General features: G+C 50.1%; 13 protein-coding genes. 7 read left to right on the top strand and 6 right to left on the bottom strand.

Features of this window, described 5'->3' with window-relative positions; genetic code table 11:
* Positions 1-686: 686 nt before the first annotated feature.
* From mutL to Pan241w_RS04990, 4 genes are all read right to left on the bottom strand, one after another.
* Positions 687-2,636 (bottom strand): DNA mismatch repair endonuclease MutL, encoded by a 1,950-nt coding sequence (gene mutL, locus Pan241w_RS05005; RefSeq protein WP_145211860.1) that lies wholly within the window; start codon positions 2,634-2,636, stop codon positions 687-689.
* A gap of 143 nt (positions 2,637-2,779) precedes the next feature.
* Positions 2,780-3,463 (bottom strand): UbiX family flavin prenyltransferase, encoded by a 684-nt coding sequence (locus tag Pan241w_RS05000; RefSeq protein ID WP_145211858.1) that lies wholly within the window; start codon positions 3,461-3,463, stop codon positions 2,780-2,782.
* A 32-nt stretch (positions 3,464-3,495) separates the two neighbouring features.
* Entirely contained in the window at positions 3,496-4,233 is a 738-nt protein-coding gene (gene ubiE / locus Pan241w_RS04995) for a bifunctional demethylmenaquinone methyltransferase/2-methoxy-6-polyprenyl-1,4-benzoquinol methylase UbiE (protein WP_145211855.1), read from the bottom strand.
* Positions 4,234-4,258: 25 nt separating this feature from the next.
* Positions 4,259-5,740, bottom strand: coding sequence for a UbiD family decarboxylase (locus Pan241w_RS04990; RefSeq protein WP_145211852.1), 1,482 nt, complete (start codon positions 5,738-5,740; stop codon positions 4,259-4,261).
* A 139-nt stretch (positions 5,741-5,879) separates the two neighbouring features.
* On the opposite strand from Pan241w_RS04990, the gene Pan241w_RS04985 reads away from it, so the two are divergent.
* Positions 5,880-6,863 carry a bile acid:sodium symporter family protein gene (locus Pan241w_RS04985; protein ID WP_145211849.1) on the top strand — a complete coding sequence of 328 codons (984 nt, stop codon included), beginning with the start codon at positions 5,880-5,882 and terminating at the stop codon, positions 6,861-6,863.
* On the opposite strand, the gene Pan241w_RS04980 is transcribed toward Pan241w_RS04985, so the two are convergent.
* Positions 6,860-7,138 (bottom strand): transcriptional regulator, encoded by a 279-nt coding sequence (locus tag Pan241w_RS04980; protein ID WP_145211846.1) that lies wholly within the window; start codon positions 7,136-7,138, stop codon positions 6,860-6,862. The two genes, Pan241w_RS04985 and Pan241w_RS04980, sit on opposite strands and share 4 nt — an antisense overlap.
* A 502-nt stretch (positions 7,139-7,640) precedes the next feature.
* Here Pan241w_RS04980 and Pan241w_RS04975 point away from each other — a divergent pair.
* Both Pan241w_RS04975 and fbaA read left to right on the top strand, forming a co-directional pair.
* Positions 7,641-10,508: a hypothetical protein gene (locus tag Pan241w_RS04975; protein ID WP_145211843.1), complete on the top strand. Its 2,868-nt coding sequence runs from the start codon at positions 7,641-7,643 to the stop codon at positions 10,506-10,508.
* A gap of 437 nt (positions 10,509-10,945) precedes the next feature.
* A complete protein-coding gene (fbaA, locus tag Pan241w_RS04970; protein ID WP_145211841.1) occupies positions 10,946-11,977 on the top strand; it encodes a class II fructose-bisphosphate aldolase in 1,032 nt (343 codons plus the stop codon).
* A gap of 69 nt (positions 11,978-12,046) precedes the next feature.
* Here fbaA and Pan241w_RS04965 read toward each other — a convergent pair whose 3' ends face one another.
* Positions 12,047-12,931 carry a hypothetical protein gene (locus tag Pan241w_RS04965; RefSeq protein ID WP_145211838.1) on the bottom strand — a complete coding sequence of 295 codons (885 nt, stop codon included), beginning with the start codon at positions 12,929-12,931 and terminating at the stop codon, positions 12,047-12,049.
* Positions 12,932-13,256: 325 nt separating this feature from the next.
* On the opposite strand from Pan241w_RS04965, the gene ispF reads away from it, so the two are divergent.
* From ispF to ruvA, 4 genes are all read left to right on the top strand, one after another.
* Positions 13,257-13,763 (top strand): 2-C-methyl-D-erythritol 2,4-cyclodiphosphate synthase, encoded by a 507-nt coding sequence (gene ispF / locus Pan241w_RS04960; protein ID WP_145211835.1) that lies wholly within the window; start codon positions 13,257-13,259, stop codon positions 13,761-13,763.
* Between the two features lie 85 nt (positions 13,764-13,848).
* The gene (cysS, locus tag Pan241w_RS04955; protein WP_145211832.1) at positions 13,849-15,405 is read left to right on the top strand and encodes a cysteine--tRNA ligase; all 1,557 of its coding nucleotides are present in this window, start codon (positions 13,849-13,851) and stop codon (positions 15,403-15,405) included.
* Between the two features lie 43 nt (positions 15,406-15,448).
* Complete coding sequence (gene ruvC, locus Pan241w_RS04950) at positions 15,449-15,979, top strand: crossover junction endodeoxyribonuclease RuvC (RefSeq protein ID WP_145211829.1); 531 nt, start codon at positions 15,449-15,451, stop codon at positions 15,977-15,979.
* A gap of 38 nt (positions 15,980-16,017) precedes the next feature.
* Positions 16,018-16,638, top strand: coding sequence for a Holliday junction branch migration protein RuvA (gene ruvA / locus Pan241w_RS04945; RefSeq protein WP_145211826.1), 621 nt, complete (start codon positions 16,018-16,020; stop codon positions 16,636-16,638).
* Positions 16,639-16,693 lie beyond the last annotated feature (55 nt).

The raw sequence follows: 16,693 nt of genomic DNA, 5'->3' as shown, positions 1-16,693 counted from the left end.
ACTGCCCCTACAATTTTTTAGCGAGGTATTCGGGAATTGCTGGGCACGGCCGGACAAGCCGGGCCGTGGCAACCGGGGAGCTTATTGGGCCATTGCTTGCCGCTCAGTAGGTAGAGTGCTTTGATCAGTTCTACTGCTGGATTTTCATCTGCGGCCTGCTCGTTGACATCGGGTAGAATTTGCTCGTGTGGGATCGGTCTCTATTGTTTGACGGTTCGATCATTCTTTTCAGGGAGGAAACGAAGATGTTGTGCTGGTGTCTGCTTTGCTGTGCTTGTGGTGTGTTATTTCTGGTCTGTGTTACGACTGTGAACCATCTTCTTCAACGGCGTGAGGGAGTCAAGCGGGGTTTGCTTATGAACCGCTTAGGAAGTATCAATGATCGCCAATCAACAGGTGATAATCGTACTAAAAAGGTTCTCGATAAGCGTAAAATTGACGGTGCTCAAAACAGAACCTTACTGGGTCATGCCGCTCAAATCTTGCTCTACACAGAGACTTTTGTAGTGCTCGCTTCAACAAGTGCGAAAATTCTCAACTGTTTTTGTAGTGCTCACTCGCGCGCGCGACGTTATCTCCGCATTGTGGTTCCCGTCACGTTGCTGTCAAGAGGATGTTTTCGCACCGGAATATCGGGAGAAACAGCAGGTCAGGCCGATTTGAAGAAAGCGTGTCTGCTGCCGCGGTTAGCCCATGCGTCCGAACTGGCGATCGAGTTCGGCGTGACTGAGAACCAAGGCCGAGGGTCGGCCATGAGGACAGTGATGGGCATCGTCGATCAGATGACGCTGTTCGAGCAGGCTATAAATTTCTTCCTGCGTCAGACGCTGGCCCGCTTTGATGGCGGCTTTGCAGGACATCATCGTAATCAGATCGTCCAGCAGATCCCGCCTTGAGGGTTGCTTGGCATTATCGAGGTTGTCGGCGATGTCGCGCACGAGCTGTTCGAGGTTCGCCTTTTTAAGCATCACAGGATAACTGGTCACAAGCAGTGTGTTGCCGCCGAACTCTTCGATGCCGAGACCGAAGCTACCCAGCATTTCCGCGTGGTCAAGAATGAGGGCGGTTTCTTTGGCACTCATTTCAATCGTGAGGGGGACAAGTAACTTTTGTGCTTCGACCGATTGAGCGAGAACACGTTTGCGGAAGTACTCATACATGATGCGTTCGTGCAAAGCATGCTGATCGATGATGGTGAGCGCGCCTTTGATTTCAACAACGATGTAACAGTTCAAGACCTGAATCGGTCTGAGATCGGCGGTGGCGGCTTCGGCGAACTGATCTGCGGGTCGATCAATGTCGGGGATGACCAGGTCGGCTGGTTCCGCCGCTGCTTCCGGTGCCTGTGCTGAATGCAGCTGCTCGGCGACCTGCTGGAAGTGAGAGAGCGGAATGGCGTCTTTGCTGGTAAACGGAGCCGCGAGGTCGGGCGTTGATGCAATGGAACGCGGAGCAGAACTGATTTGAACCGCGGGATGATCTTTGGCAACTTGACCCAGTTGTTCTTTGGCCCAACTGGTTAATTCGAGCTGACTCTGCTGCTGTTGCGGTGTGGGCGGTGGTGCAATCGAAGCCGGATCGATGTCCCCTTTTTTCCCGAGTGACATCTGCGACTGCAGATCCATACTGAGGAACTGACTGCGCAATGTGGAGAGTAGTTGACGATACAGATGCTGGCCGTCGCGGAAACGGACTTCGGATTTGGTGGGATGCACATTCACATCGACCATCGAAGCGGGCATATCGAGATAGAGAAACGAAATCGGCTGTCTTCCGACCATCAATAAGCCGCGATAGGCTTCGGTCAATGCGTGCTGCAGGGTGCGATCCTGAATCCAGCGGCCGTTCAGGAACAGGTACTGTCCTTTGCGGGTCGATTTATTTTCGCTGGGATGAGAGACGTAACCCCAGATGCGAATGTCGTCGACTTCGGATTCGACCCAGATCAGATGGTCGGCCAGTTTTTTGCCGTAAAACAGTCGCAAGCGATCGATCAGATTCTCGGAGGGAGGCAGATCAAAGATGACTTTATTATTGTGACGCAGGACCATATACAATCGCGGATGTGCGAGAGCGGCGCGGGTGAACTGTTCGCTGATGTGGCCGAATTCGGTTTTGGTCGTTTTCAGAAACTTCCGCCGCACAGGTGTGTTGGCGAAGAGCTGACGGACTTCGATGGCGGTACCCAGCGGACAGCCACAAGGCTGCGGTTTGCCGGCGGTACCCGTGTTGACTTCGAACTCGAGTCCTTGAGACTGATCGGCGGTTCTTGTGCGAATGCGAAACCGGCTGACTTCGGAAATCGAAGCGAGTGCCTCGCCGCGAAAGCCCATGGTCTGAACGCTGAAGAGATCATCGGCGGATGTAATTTTGCTGGTCGCATGACTGGAAACGGCGAGCAGCAGATCGTCGGGATGGATGCCTTCGCCGTTATCGACCACGCGAATCAGGTCGGCCCCGCCGTTCATGATGTCGACCTCGATGCGGGTCGCCAGGGCGTCGATGCTGTTATCGAGCAGTTCTTTGACGGCACTCGCGGGGCGTTCGATCACTTCGCCGGCGGCGATTTTATTAATCACGCTGGTATCGAGTTGATGAATGCGGGAAATTGCTTCCACGAAGGCCTTCCGTTCCATTTAGTTGATCAGTCCGTTTGTTGTAGTATCTTACGTCGCTTTATACTGTTTTTAACCGGAAATTGGTTGAATCGCAATGAAGGCTCGGAGAAGAGGTGGACAGACTTGATGCAGTGGCGGCTTCCATCCACGGTTGCTGATTCTTATTTGCCCCAGCGCTGATGAATATCGTGTTTAATTCCCAGATGATCACAGACGCGACCTGAAATAAAATCGACGAGATCGTGAATCGTCACCGGATTATGATAAAAACCGGGCGATGCGGGCATGACCGTCGCACCGGCCTGAGTCAGGCGGACCATATTTTCCAGCGGGATCAAGCCGAGCGGTGTTTCGCGGGCGACGAGAATCAGTTTGCGGCGTTCTTTCAAATGCACGTCGGCGGCACGATGAATTAAATTACCACAGGCGCCCGAGGCGATGCTGCCCAGCGTTCCCATCGAACAGGGGCAGATCACCATGCCTTCCGTCAGGAATGAGCCACTGGCGATGCCTGCGGAGAAATCCTGATAATGATGATAGACCAGTTTCCCCTGTTGCAGATCGGAATCGCCTAAGACAGAACTCAAGGCGAAATCTTCGTTGGAAGCATGTCTCATTTTTTTGAGTGTGCTGTCGGCCGGCAGACTGGCATGATCGGGGAGCAGTTGATTCGGATCAAAGTTTTCCAGATCAATTTTCAAGCCGAGTTCGTGCTTCATGACATGGGCGGCAGAAGTGCTGATCGTTAAATGCACGGTGCGGCCGGCAGCCATCAGAACTTCGACTAAGCGGACGGCATAAATGGCACCGCTGGCTCCGGTGATTGCGACGACTACATTTGACATGAGGACATCCCCCGTTTTCTTTTCTGAACTTATTATTCTGAAACTTCGGCAGCCGCACTCGTTTCGTTCGCTGGTTTCACGCCGGCGTACAGCGTGGCGATTCCAAAGGTAAGCGGATACCAGCGGGTTCCCTGCAAGCCGCATTCATCCATCATATCAGCCAGTGCCTTGCCATGTGGAAATTCGGAGACCGACTCCGGCAAATAGTTATAGGCTGACTGCTGGTTGCGGGCCAGTAATTGTCCCATTTTCGGGAGGATATGTCGAAAATAAAATTGGTAACAGGCCCGAAACAGCGGGTTCGTCGGGATCGAAAATTCGAGCACCGCGACCTGACCGCCGGGCTGACAGACGCGAATCATCTCTTTGAGTCCCCGTCTGGTATCGGCAACATTTCTCAAGCCGAAGGCAACTGAGACAATCTGAAACTGATTGTCAGAGAACGGGAGCTGCTGAGTGTCTGCTTCGAGAAAGCTCAGTGATTCGCTGTTGTTTTTCTTGAGTGCCAACTTCAGCATTTCGTGGGTGAAGTCAGCGCCGACGACCTTGGTTTTGCCGCCTGCTTTTTTGAGATAGGAAATCGCCAGATCGCCGGTCCCCGTGCAGACATCTAGAATGGGTGCAGCACCCGCGGGAGCAACTTTGCGAACGGTGCGCCAGCGCCAGTAGTAATCGACTCCGCCCGACAGAAAGTGATTCATAAAATCGTAGCGGGGTGCGATTTCGCCAAACATCTGCTGCACTCGTGAGCCGGTTTTATCTACATTCATAACTTCGGTATCGATTCAATTTCTTTCAGGAAAGGCCGAGTTCATCAAGACGGCTCTGTACGCGTTGTTGTATTTCGGTCGGCATCTGTAATGCGTCCGGCCATTCACGGGGATGCCCTTCTGCCGTGGTTTTGCGAGTCGCATCGAAGCCCAGTTTGTGGCCGATGCCCTTGACTGTCGCACTGTGATCGTAATCATCCCCAGGGCCTTCCGAGAAAATCAGATCACGACCGGGGTTCACATTCGTGCTGACATGGTACCAGACTTCAGACTCGTTGTGCACGTTCACATCTTGATCCACGACGATAATCAGCTTTAATGAGAGTAAGCGTTCCAGGCTCCACAATGCATTCACGACGCGGCGGGCCTGATGCGGATAGGATTTCTGAATGCTGACAAACAGCAGATAGCGGCCTGTCCCTGACGGCGGGAAATGGACGTCGACCAGTTCCGGAACCACCAATTTTAACAGGGGACGAAAAATGCGTTCGGTGGCTTGTGCAAACAGGCCTTCTTCAGCCGGGGGAGCGGCGGGAATCAGAGCGGGCCAAATCGGATTGGCGCGATGCGTGACCGCAGACAGATGCAGGGGCAGAACGTATTCGGATGGACTGTAATAGCCAGTCGGGTTCGCGACTGGTCCCACTTCCAGAGGATCGGCGGTGGTATCGATGAAACCTTCCATCACAATTTCAGCGTGCGCGGGAACTTCGAGATCAATGGATCGTCCTTTGACCAGTTCCAGAGATTGATTCCGCAGAAAACCGCTGAAGGCATAAGGGTCGGTCAAAGTCGGTAACGGCGCATGTGCCGAATAGAGACCGACTGGATCGCCGCCCAGAACGATGGCAGCGGGCATCTGCTGGTCGCGGGACTGATATTTCTGCAACAGCTGATAGCCGGCGTCATGCTGACTCCAGCGAATCGCGAGTTGCTGTTCGGAGATGACCTGAATCGGTCGGGCATTCACAAACCGGGCATTGGTATCCGGATCAAAGGTGACAATCTGCCCGGCGGTGATGGTGGGAAAAGCTTCGTCGGGCCAGTTTTTCAACAGAGGAAATTCGCTGAGGTTTACATCACGGCCCAGTTTGACGACCTGCTGGCAGCTGGCGGTTTTGACGATCCGGGGTTTGATGTTGAGCAGTTGTGAGAACTGTGGAATCATCTTCAGCGAATCGAGCCAACCTTCCGGGAGATCGGGCGATAAGAGGCCGGCGACGCGATCAGCGATGGCGTCCAGAGAATCAGTGCGTAAGATCTGTAGCAATCGAGGCAGACTGCCGTACAAGTTCGTTAAGACAGGGACCTTGTGTCCTTTGACCTGATCGAAGAGGAGCACGGGTGCCAATCCCTCCGGGTTTGATTTGATGACATGTTCGGTGATGGCGGCGATTTCGAGTTCGGACTCGACAGGCGCCGAGATACGGACCAGTTGCCCGGCTTCTTCAAAGTTCGCTACAAAATCGGCCAGATGGTCCGCATTCATCATTATGGTGTTATTCATAGAAATTCAGGAACACATTGTTTACAGTCAGGAATCATAACCAATTCAGAACTATCAACAAATGATCGTGGCTGTGAACCTCTCAGAATATTACGATCCCAATTCTCTCAACATTTGACTGCCACCGGATATCGGAACCATGCTACAACGTTTTTTACTCTTCTGGCTGATACTGCTGTCTGCGATCGCGGTTTTCTGGGACCGGATGATTCCCCTCGATTTTCACCCGTTTCATGATTCCCAACCCTATCTGCCGTATTTATTCACAGCGACGATGTTTGTGATTGGTTCGCTGCTGCCTGGGAATGAGGTCCGAGAAGTCTTCCGCCGCTGGCATACCGTGCTGAGTGGCACATTTGTGCAATACACGGTGATGCCGGGACTGGCTTTCTTGATGAGTCTGTTCTTTCTGAATCAGCCTGAATTACGAATTGGTGTCATTCTGGTTGGCTGTGTGCCTGGTGCGATGGCTTCGAATGTGCTGACGCTGGCAGCGCGGGGGAATGTGAGTTACTCAGTCTGCCTGACGACTTCTGCGACCCTGCTCTCGCCGTTATTCGTGCCTCTGATGTTGTATCTTGCGGTTTCGGGAACGGACATTGACGCGATCGCACTCGCTCAGGATTCCTTTGTCAAACTTTTAACCCAGGTGGTATTACCCGTGATTTTCGGGCATCTCCTGTCGCAGATGCATCACGGATTCAGCCGCCTGATGCAGATATTTGGGCCAACATTCGCGAATCTATCCATCCTGTGGATCATTGCCACAATTATCAGTCTGAATCAGCAGCGACTGCAAAATGTGTTTCTTTCTCTGGCGGTCGCACTGCTGGTCATCAACCTGCTGGGCTATGTGTTGGGATATCTTGCAGGTGGAATCATCAAACTGAATGAACCGATGCGGCGGGCTCTGACACTGGAAGTCGGCATGCAAAACGCGGGACTGGGAGCTGTGCTGGCGGGGCAATTATTTCCGGGCAAAGAACTGATCGCATTACCGCCGGCGTTATATATGTTTGGTTGCATGCTGACCGGAACGATTCTGGCACAACTCTGGTCGCGTCAAACCGAAAGCCAGATACAGGAAGAGGAGGCATTGGATTCCGCGACGCCGGAAAATTAAGTTTCTTCCAGACGGGCTTTGAGTTCATCGCGTTCTTTTTTGGTGACGTCGAGATCAAACATCAGATACTTCACATCGAGACGAAGTTGAGCCAGTGCTTCCTGAATCAATCCCAGAATGCGTCTGCGGCGTTTCACAGATTCGATGACACGAGAATAAGAAACTTCCAAAAGCGCTTGATGTTCGCGCGGGAGCTCAGAAATTTTCTTGCCCAGATCAATCACTTCGCGGGGCAAACTTGCACTATCTGATTCGTCGGTCAGTCGGATATTCATAAGTTTCATTTCTCAGTTTGTGCCAGTACTTTCATCAAAAACCACATTCCACATGGGAAACTGAGAACTAATAGAACAGATTTCATGCCGATTATGAATATTTAATAAAGAATTTGCGGTAAGTTGCCGTTAATAAAGCACTTCGAGAACATCAAACACTACAGCAACCTTTGATCAGTTTCGCAAAAATGAATGGCTTCGTATTGGCGAAGATTGAAATTTCTTCTAAAATCCCCACGGTTTGCAGCCATTTTTACTAATTCAACAGCATGTTGCTTTAAAACAACGTGTTTGTGGGGCAACTGCAACGAAAACCGGACAGCGAACAACAATTCGTAAAGAATGCTGAACGACGATCGGTTTATGTAAGCTGGGAAATATATTCGGCTAGCGTTTAATCCCGTTATTTGAAATCCAGTAGACATTGTTGTGCAAATCAGTATAGTAGTCGATCTTTTAATCTTATTTCTTACCCCAGGGATGGGTTTAAGTCTGGGCATTGATGCCATCAAAAATTGGTAAGCTGATTCAAGGACGAAGCATCTTCCTGGTAGTTCTGGTTCTGGAACTTCTTGGCGCATCAGTGTTGCGCGCAGAGTCATTCAAAGCCAATTTTGATGACACATCGAGAGTCAGCTGGCAGGTTCGCATTGATTCCTCGCAGGCGCAAAAGAAATGGCACGTCAGGAATACAACCGTCCCACACGCTGGAGCGGCTTGCGAACATTTGCAAATTGTCACCGGGAACCTGGGGTCCTTAATTGAGCTTTCCCATCGGCTCCCCTCCAGCCGCATTATCAATGAATTGACGGCGTCGCTCTGGTTCAGATCCAATCGACGTGGTACGCGCATCGGTTTAGAGGCGGTGCTGCCCCACCAGATAGATCCGGAAACAGGTGCCCCGGCCCGAATCTACCTGATTGGTGATACGTATACCGATGAGGGCAAATGGCAGGAACTGCGCTGCACGACTACCGATACCCTGGTGAATCAATCCCTGGGACTGTTACGCGGACGCAGCAAGCTTCGTCAAGTCGATACCCGTGAAATGTACGTGGAACGCGTGCTGATAGTAACTCGTTCTTCATCAGATAAAATTGAATTCCTGCTGGATGACCTGGAACTCTCTCCCATCGTTCATCCAAATCAGAGAGTCCTGGAAACTGCTGCAGCTTTGAATAAGCAAAATTCAAAGCCGATTGTCGAATTTCTACTGGATCGGGTCCAATTGCAGGGCAAACCCATGTTTCCGCGGATGTCCCGTTTTCATGGTGAGAATCTGGCAGAACTCAAACAGGCTGGTTTGAATGTCGTCTGGGCACCTGAATTCGATGACTACGAGTTCCTCGCAAAATTACGCAGCCAAGGTCTCTGGGCGATGGCAACGCCTCCTCGCCCTCAGGCTCAGGACGGCTCCTTTCTCCCTTCCCGAGACGCCACGCTGATTCCGTTTGAAGAGCAGACCGCGCCAATCATTTTCTGGAACCTGGGAACACAAATTCCAGGAAAGCAGTGGGATGAAATCCGCAGCCGTGTCGGACAGATTCAAAGTGCCGACCAGCAGTTTAAACGCCCGATCATGGCAGATGTTCTGGGTAAAGAACGGCAGATCGCGCGAGAAGTGTCGATGATTGGCTCCAGCCCCCATATTCTCAACAGTGATATCAGTCTGCTACAATACCGTGATACGTTGATCGAAAAAACGCGAATTGCACCGGGCCGCTTTCTGTGGACCTGGATTCAGACCGAACCGACTTCGGCTAATGTGCGCTGGAGAAGTTCGTCGAATAAAGCTCCGATCATCGTCGAGCCGGAACAAATTCGCCTGCAGACTTACGCAACTCTCTCTGCCGGTTGTCGCGGCAATGGATACTGGACGACAACCCGCTTGGATGACACAACCATACCAGGAGCGCTGGAACGCAAACTGGTGATTCGCCAGTTGAATATGGAAATTGATCTGATCGAACACTGGCTGGCGACAGGGTCTGTCATTTCTCATGTTCCGTTTAGTTTGCGACAACGAGAATCGCCACGGATCAAGCAGTTGAGTGCAGCATTTAAAAATTCCGGCTCAAAACGATTGCTGCGTGATGAGCTGCTGGAAGAACGGGAAATGCAAATTCAACGAGAAAAGCAGGCCGAGAAGGAAATGCAGGCGGCGATCATTCACTCGGAATACGGAACCCTGATTTTACCAGTCTGGTATCGGCAAGGTTCTCAGTTTGTCCCCGATCAGATGGCCGGCAATGATGCGACGATTGTGATTCCAGGAGGGAATGTTTCTGCTTCAGTCTGGGAGTTGAGTACCACGGAAATTAAAAACTTAGATCGTAAACGGGTCAATGGCGGCGTGCAGATTACGATTCCCAAATTTGATATGACCTCTATTCTTATCATGACGTCGGATCAGGGATTGATCGAAAAGCTACGAAAAAAAGTGGCCGCTCTGAGCCGGCCTTCTGCAGAAACCTGTGTGCAACTGTGCCAAACGAAACTGAAACGCTGCCAAAAAACCAATGCCGAGCTGGTTCAGCTGGGTGTCAGTCAGATCGCCCGCATGGATGGTCCTGCGATTCTGGATCGTGCGCAAAGTTTAGCAAAGCAGGCTGAAACCGCTCTGGCTGCTCAGGACTTTCACGCCGCACGGACTCATGCACGTGACTCGATGCAGATGCTGCGTATTTTACAACGCAGTCAATGGCTTGAAGCGACGCGTACGCTTTCGTCTGCGATGACAAGCCCGTATACCATCGCTTACAGCACATTGCCCGACCATTGGAAAATGATCTCGAAAATCGGACGGAGCGGGAAAAATATTGAATCCAACCTGCTACGTTCCGGCGATTTTGAAGACATTGATACGATGGTCGTAGAGCGCTGGAAGCACGAACAAAATGCCATTGATGGAACAGAAGCCATCGCTGAATTATATCCGCGAGACAAAAAATCCGGTGACTTCAGTCTGCGACTTCTCGCAGCCCCGCTAAGTCGTAAACAAATGCCAGCCCATATAGAAGGCCCCTTGGTGAAAGTGACTGCTCCTCCTCTGTCTGTTCGCAGTGGTCAGATTGTGCATGTGACCGGCTGGGTTAAAGTTTCCAGTCCCATTACCGGTAACCCTCAGGGAGCGACTTTTCAGGATAGCATTATGGGACCGGGAGGTGCCCTGCACTGGAACGAGCAATCTGGCTGGCAAAAAATTGACCTGATCCGAGAAGTCCCTCAAAGTGACAATCTCATTTTAACGCTTTCGCTCAATGGTATGGGCTCGATTTTGTTTGATGATTTACGAGTGATTGCCTATACACCTGAGCCGAAACTGTATCAGCAGATCAATGCTGCAGAACCACCTCCCTCATTGGAATAAGCCAACGAAAAGTAAGCCAGCTTCGAATTATTGAAAAAGCTGCGGAAACCCGGTCCATTTCCAGAGAAAGAGTAGGGACTTTTGAGGTTTTTGGCTTTCTGAAACAGGCAACATTCATGAAAGCGAAATCGCCTGACACTTGAATGCCGGGGCGGAACTTGATAATAAACGGTATAGAAACAGGGTAAAAGCTGACTCAACGTACGAATACCCTGTGTAAAAAAGTTCTTGAATGGCCGGAGTGCGCACCCCGATCTCTCTAAGAATTCATCTCCGGTTCCACGCCGTTCGGATTCATTACTGAATCTGGACAATTCAGCCTCATCCGAGAAACAAGCGTGGACAGGCCAGAAACATTTTGTCAGATTGACTTTGAAAATTCAGAATCAACAGACTGTAACATCTTTTAATCTTTTTAAACTGAACAGGAAAATCCAATGCCAATTGCAACCCCAGCTCAATACGCAGCGATGCTGGATGCCGCCCAGGAAGGTAACTATGCCTATCCCGCAATGAACGTGACCTCCTTAACGACCATCAACGGAGCGCTCAAAGCATTTGCAGATAAAAAATCAGACGGAATCATTCAGGTTTCAACTGGCGGAGGTCAATTTGCTTCTGGTCTGGATCAGAAGGACGCTGTATTAGGTGCGATCATTCTGGCTGAAGCAACACACCGACTGGCAGAGCGGTATGACGTGCTGATTGCCTTACACACAGACCACTGCCAACCTGGTAAAGTCGATTCATTCCTGAAGCCGCTGATCGCAGAAACAGCGCGTCGTCGCGAAGCAGGACTGCCAAACCTGTTCCAGTCTCACATGCTGGATGCATCAGAGTTGCCTCTCAAAGAGAATCTCGAACTGTCTGTTGACCTGCTGAAATTGTGTGCCGCAAATGAAATCATTCTGGAAGTCGAAGCCGGTGTTGTTGGTGGGGAAGAAGACGGAGTCGATAACTCTGACCAGCCCGCCGACAAGCTTTATACCTCTCCCGAAGATATGGTCGCCGTCTATGAAGCACTCAACGGCCTGGGCCGCTATATGTTTGCTGCCACATTCGGTAACGTGCATGGCAGCTACAAACCAGGAGCCGTCAAACTGCGACCGGAAATCCTGAAAGAAGGTCAGGAAGCTGTGATTGCCAAGTATGGCAAAGAAGCTGAGTTCGATCTCGTATTCCACGGCGGTTCAGGAACCCCCGAAGACCAGTTGCGTGAAACACTGGAATATGGTGTTGTGAAGATGAATATCGACACCGACACCCAGTATGCATTCACGCGTCCTGTCGTAGATCACATGATGAAAAACTACGATGGCGTATTAAAAATTGATGGAGAAGTTGGAGTCAAAAAAGTTTACGATCCTCGCAGCTATCTCAAAGCCGGAGAAATGGGCGTCGTAAACCGCATGGGTGAAGCCTGTGACGACCTGTTCTCCACAGGAAAAACCATCTTCGGTAAAGTCTAATCAGACAAGCTGAAATGAAGACAAAAAAACGGTCTGTTTCTAACGAAGCAGGCCGTTTTTTTGATTCCATTATTTCGAACGGACGATATCCATCTTCGACATGTTCGCCAGTCGCACAACCAGGATCTTCTGGATATCAGATTTGTCACCTTCCCCGCGGAAGAACAGATGGCCGGCAGAGTTGGCGGCCACTTCATCTGCCGCGGTAATGACAGTCATTTCACCGACGTTGAGTGTGACTTCAAATTTTTGATTATATAACGGCGTCGTATTCTGCCGATTTTCGAGCTGCCAACCAATCGTGGTTGGCGTGCGTCTCAATTGCTGTGCGCCATAGTGCATTTCGGGTGTAAATTCCAGACGGGCCCAGCCATCCTGAACTTTATGTGCCTTCACACGCATCACGCAACGGGCCTGCTCAAACTCCTTGATTTCCAGTTCCTGTTCCACGTCTTCGCTGAATAACTCCAGTTTGCATTTGTCGTAAAAATCACTGGTCTGAATGTCCGTCGGCACACCAGAACGTAACATCAATCGCCGTCCGGATAACAGTAGAGATTCTTCCTGTTTCGAGACGCCTCCCAAGTGTGACTTCAAGCCAAGTAACGTCTGCAATGCCATTGGGGGAACCGAACTAACGTGTCCTACACGGAACCCATTTAGTTTCAGGTTTTCCTGATCCATGAGATCGACCGCACCAATTTCATCGATCTCATTCCAAAGCGTAGAACCCAAAAGTGGATCGCTCACCGGACGTTCAATAAATACGATTTCTACCTGCATCGCATCCTGAGAAACCGGAATGGATGGTAGTTTTTTTGTTGTTCTCTTATCAACATACTTCCCTAATCCTAAAACAGCTCCTTCTTCCATCAACGCGCAGCCCGTAATCGTGGCGACCAGAAAAACCAATGCCAATACCAGGAACCATGATTTGTGAAGAAGTATCTTCATGAAAGTTTGAGGATAAGTAGAGATAAGTTGAGAGAAATGAGATCTGCTTGAAGATTCAGAAGGGATGAGGAGTCTATCGGGAATCCCAAATTGTGTCAATTTGAAAATCAAGCGCTTTCGTCAGGAGTCAGTCAAACCGCGTAATTCAAGAAATTGCTCAACTGACAATCAGAAAAGGACTTGGAAACCGCGGCTCATATTGCCATCTCAGACGGCTCCAGCTATGATCTGCGTGCTTTCATCCAAGACGTGAAACCACCTATCCACAAGAACAGTACGACATTGTTTTTGGAACAAATTCCCTCAAACAACGTGACCCTAACTCATGGCAGCTCAACCTTCTTCAGATCAGTTACCCGATTTGCGAATTGGCTACGGCCAGGACTGCCATCGGCTTGAGTCCGGCTACCAACTGGTCCTGGGAGGGGTTCCTATTGAATTCGAAATGGGACTCGCAGGGCATAGTGATGCGGATGTTTTGTTGCATGCAATTACTGACGCCTTATTGGGAGCAGCCGGTCTGGGAGATATTGGGGAAATGTTCCCCAATACTGAGGAACGGTGGAAGGGCGCGGATTCGCGCGATTTGCTGGCAGCTGCGTTTGAGGAAGTTCAACAGGCCGGGTGGCAAATCGTAAACCTGGATTGCACAATTTCAGCGGAACGTCCTAAACTAGTCAGTTACAAACCATTAATTCGGGAATCGATCGCCCGGATTCTGAAGGTTGAAACAGAACAAATAAACGTTAAAGCAAAAACAGGCGAACGCGTCGGCCCCGTGGGTAGACAGGAAGCGATGACGGCCGATGCCGTTGTGCTGCTGACCAAATAAATCAGACATTGAAAACAACTCACAGCCTGCAAACAGACGGGCATATTTTTATTGATAACAGAAAGTAATTCAGGTATCTGAAACAATGACACTAAGAATTTACAACACTCTGAGTCGAAAAAAAGAAGATTTTCAAACGATGAAACCTGGAAAAGTGGGGATCTATCTATGTGGCCCTACTGTGTATAAACATGCCCATATCGGCCACATGGTCGGGCCGGTAATCATCGATACGATCGCGCGTTATCTCAAATACAACGGTTACGAAGTCAAATTCGTCAATAACATCACCGACATCGACGACAAGCTGATTAACAGGGCAGCTGAACTGAATACGACAGTCGAAAAGCTGGCTGCGGAAATGACGCAGGATTACTTCGATAATCTAGAAACGATGGGCGTCGATACCATTACCGATTTCCCTAAAGCTACGGATTACATCCCGGCAATGCAGGAGATCATTCAATCTCTAATCGACCAGGGATACGCTTACCCTCTTGATGGTGATGTTTATTTCTCTGCGGAAGCGGACAAAAAATATGGTTGCCTCAGCGGTCGTAAGATTGAAGAGATGATTGCGGGCACACGCGTAGAAGCAAATGATAAAAAGAAAAATCCCGCCGACTTTGCCCTTTGGAAGAAGTCCCGACCGGGTGAACCAGCATGGGATAGTCCGTGGGGCCCGGGTCGTCCGGGATGGCATATTGAATGCTCTGCCATGAGCCGCAAGCTCCTGGGAGATTCTTTTGATATTCATGGAGGCGGCCTCGATCTCATGTTTCCTCATCACGAAAACGAACGGGCCCAGTCTGAATGCTGCACTGGTAAACCCTATGTGCGCTACTGGGTCCACAATGGGCTGATGCAAGCCAGTGATGCTCCTGGAAAAGTAGGTGGCCAGCATGACCGTCACGGCGATGTCGTCGTCGATCAGGAAGCGCAAGAAGCAGACAAACTTTCCGGCTCCAAGGGAGCTGCGTCCGTTAAAGAACTCTTTGCCATCCATCCACCGGAACTGGTGCGCCTATTCCTGTTATCCACGCATTACCGCAGTCCAATTGCCTTCAGCGATGAAAACATCCAGGAAACCGGCAAAGGAATTGAAGGATTTTATCGCTTCTTCGAAACGTTCGAACGAATTACCGACGAAAGTTTTTACGACCTTCTCACATCGGAAAAGCGCGAGCAAACGGTTGCTCTCGAAGGAACTCCGTCTGAATACTTCCAGCAACTCTCAGAATTGCGTCAGCGTTTTCTGGAAGCGATGGACGACGATTTTAACACCGGCGGTGCAATTGGTATTCTGTTTGAAATTCGATCCACGCTCAACGCGTTGATCCATTCGCAGAAACTGGACGGCGAAGGAAAACAGAATGAGGAAATGGTGGAAGCGCTTAAAACTGGCGCCAGCCTGCTGAAGGAACTGGCGAATCTGTTAGGTGTTTTCCGCAAGGCTCCTGAAAAAGAACAGGCCGCCGACGATGGACTTGTCAATCAGTTAATGGAACTGGTCCTGGAAATTCGCAAAGATGCTCGTGCCAGCAAAAACTGGGATATCGCAGATAAAATTCGCGAAGGCTTAGCCGCTTGTCAGATCACCGTTGAAGACCGCCCGGAAGGCAGCTTGTGGCGCCGTGGTTAGCGTGAATGTTGTAAGATCAATACTTTGATCGATTGAGCCATGCATGAATTTAAACTCGACAACGGATGATGAAGAGTTAACAACACCAACCCGTTTTCTGGGAATCGATCCGGGATTGAATCGGACTGGTTACGCACTGCTGGAACATTCTTTGAAAGGTCCTGTACTCTGTGAAGGGGGAATCATCCGTTCAACACAGGACGGCAATCTCGCTTCGCGCGTGCATGAAATCGGATCGGGAATTCGGGAAGTCATTGAAGAATTTCGACCAGACATCATGGTGATCGAACAGGTTTTTACGACACCCAAGTTTCCCAAAAGTTCGATTATCATGGCACATGCCCGTGGTGCGATTTTATATGCGGCCCATGATGGCGGGGTGCCGGTTGTGCATTATACACCGACTCAGATAAAGCGATTGATTACCGGCAGTGGTCGTGCTTCCAAAGAACAGATGCAGCACGCCATCAAAACAGAGCTCGGACTGAAAACAATTCTCGAACCAAATGATGTTGCGGACGCGTTTGCTGCCGCTTTATGTCATTATCATACAATTCGCGTCACCTGCTTCTGACAGGTGAATTTACAAACTAACATCCTGAATGAGCCAACATGATTACAAATATTCGCGGCGAACTAATTGAACTCAGTTTATCCGAAGCGATCATCTCGGTAGGTGCCTTTGATTACCAGGTCTTTATTCCCGAATTTGTGCGCCGCCAGCTGCAGCCTCTGATCGGCAAAGAAGTCAGTTTGAAAACCATTCAGTACATCGAAGGGAATCCTCAAAAAGGAAGACTCACTCCCCGCATGATTGGTTTTATGAGCCATGCCGAGCGTGAGTTCTTTGAACTGGTTTGCTCGGTCGATGGAGTTGGTGTCAAAAAAACGTTGCGTGCAATGGTGCGGCCGGTTAAAGAAGTCGCGACTGCGATTGAAGAAAAAGACGTCAAGCAACTCACAACACTTCCTGGTATTGGCCCTGCGGTTGCGGAACGAATAGTTGCCAAGCTCAGACGTAAAATGACAAAATTTGCACTGATTGTTGCCAAAGAGTTTCCCACTGACGAGGCAAGCACAGACGTTTACGGTGAAGCATATGAAGCGCTACTCAGCCTGGGATATTCGGCGACCGAAGCGCGTCAGAAAGTCGAAACGATCTCAGCCGAAGGGAAAAAGTTCAAGAGTATCGAGGAATTCTTAACTGCCCTCTACCAGCAGGAACGCGGCTAAACGTCTAAAATCAGTGTAAATTCATTTCCTTCATAATCGATACAATCAGTAGATC

The sequence above is a fragment of the Gimesia alba genome (assembly GCF_007744675.1).
Taxonomy (GTDB): Bacteria; Planctomycetota; Planctomycetia; order Planctomycetales; family Planctomycetaceae; genus Gimesia; species Gimesia alba.
This window is presented reverse-complemented; position numbering and strand designations above follow the sequence as displayed.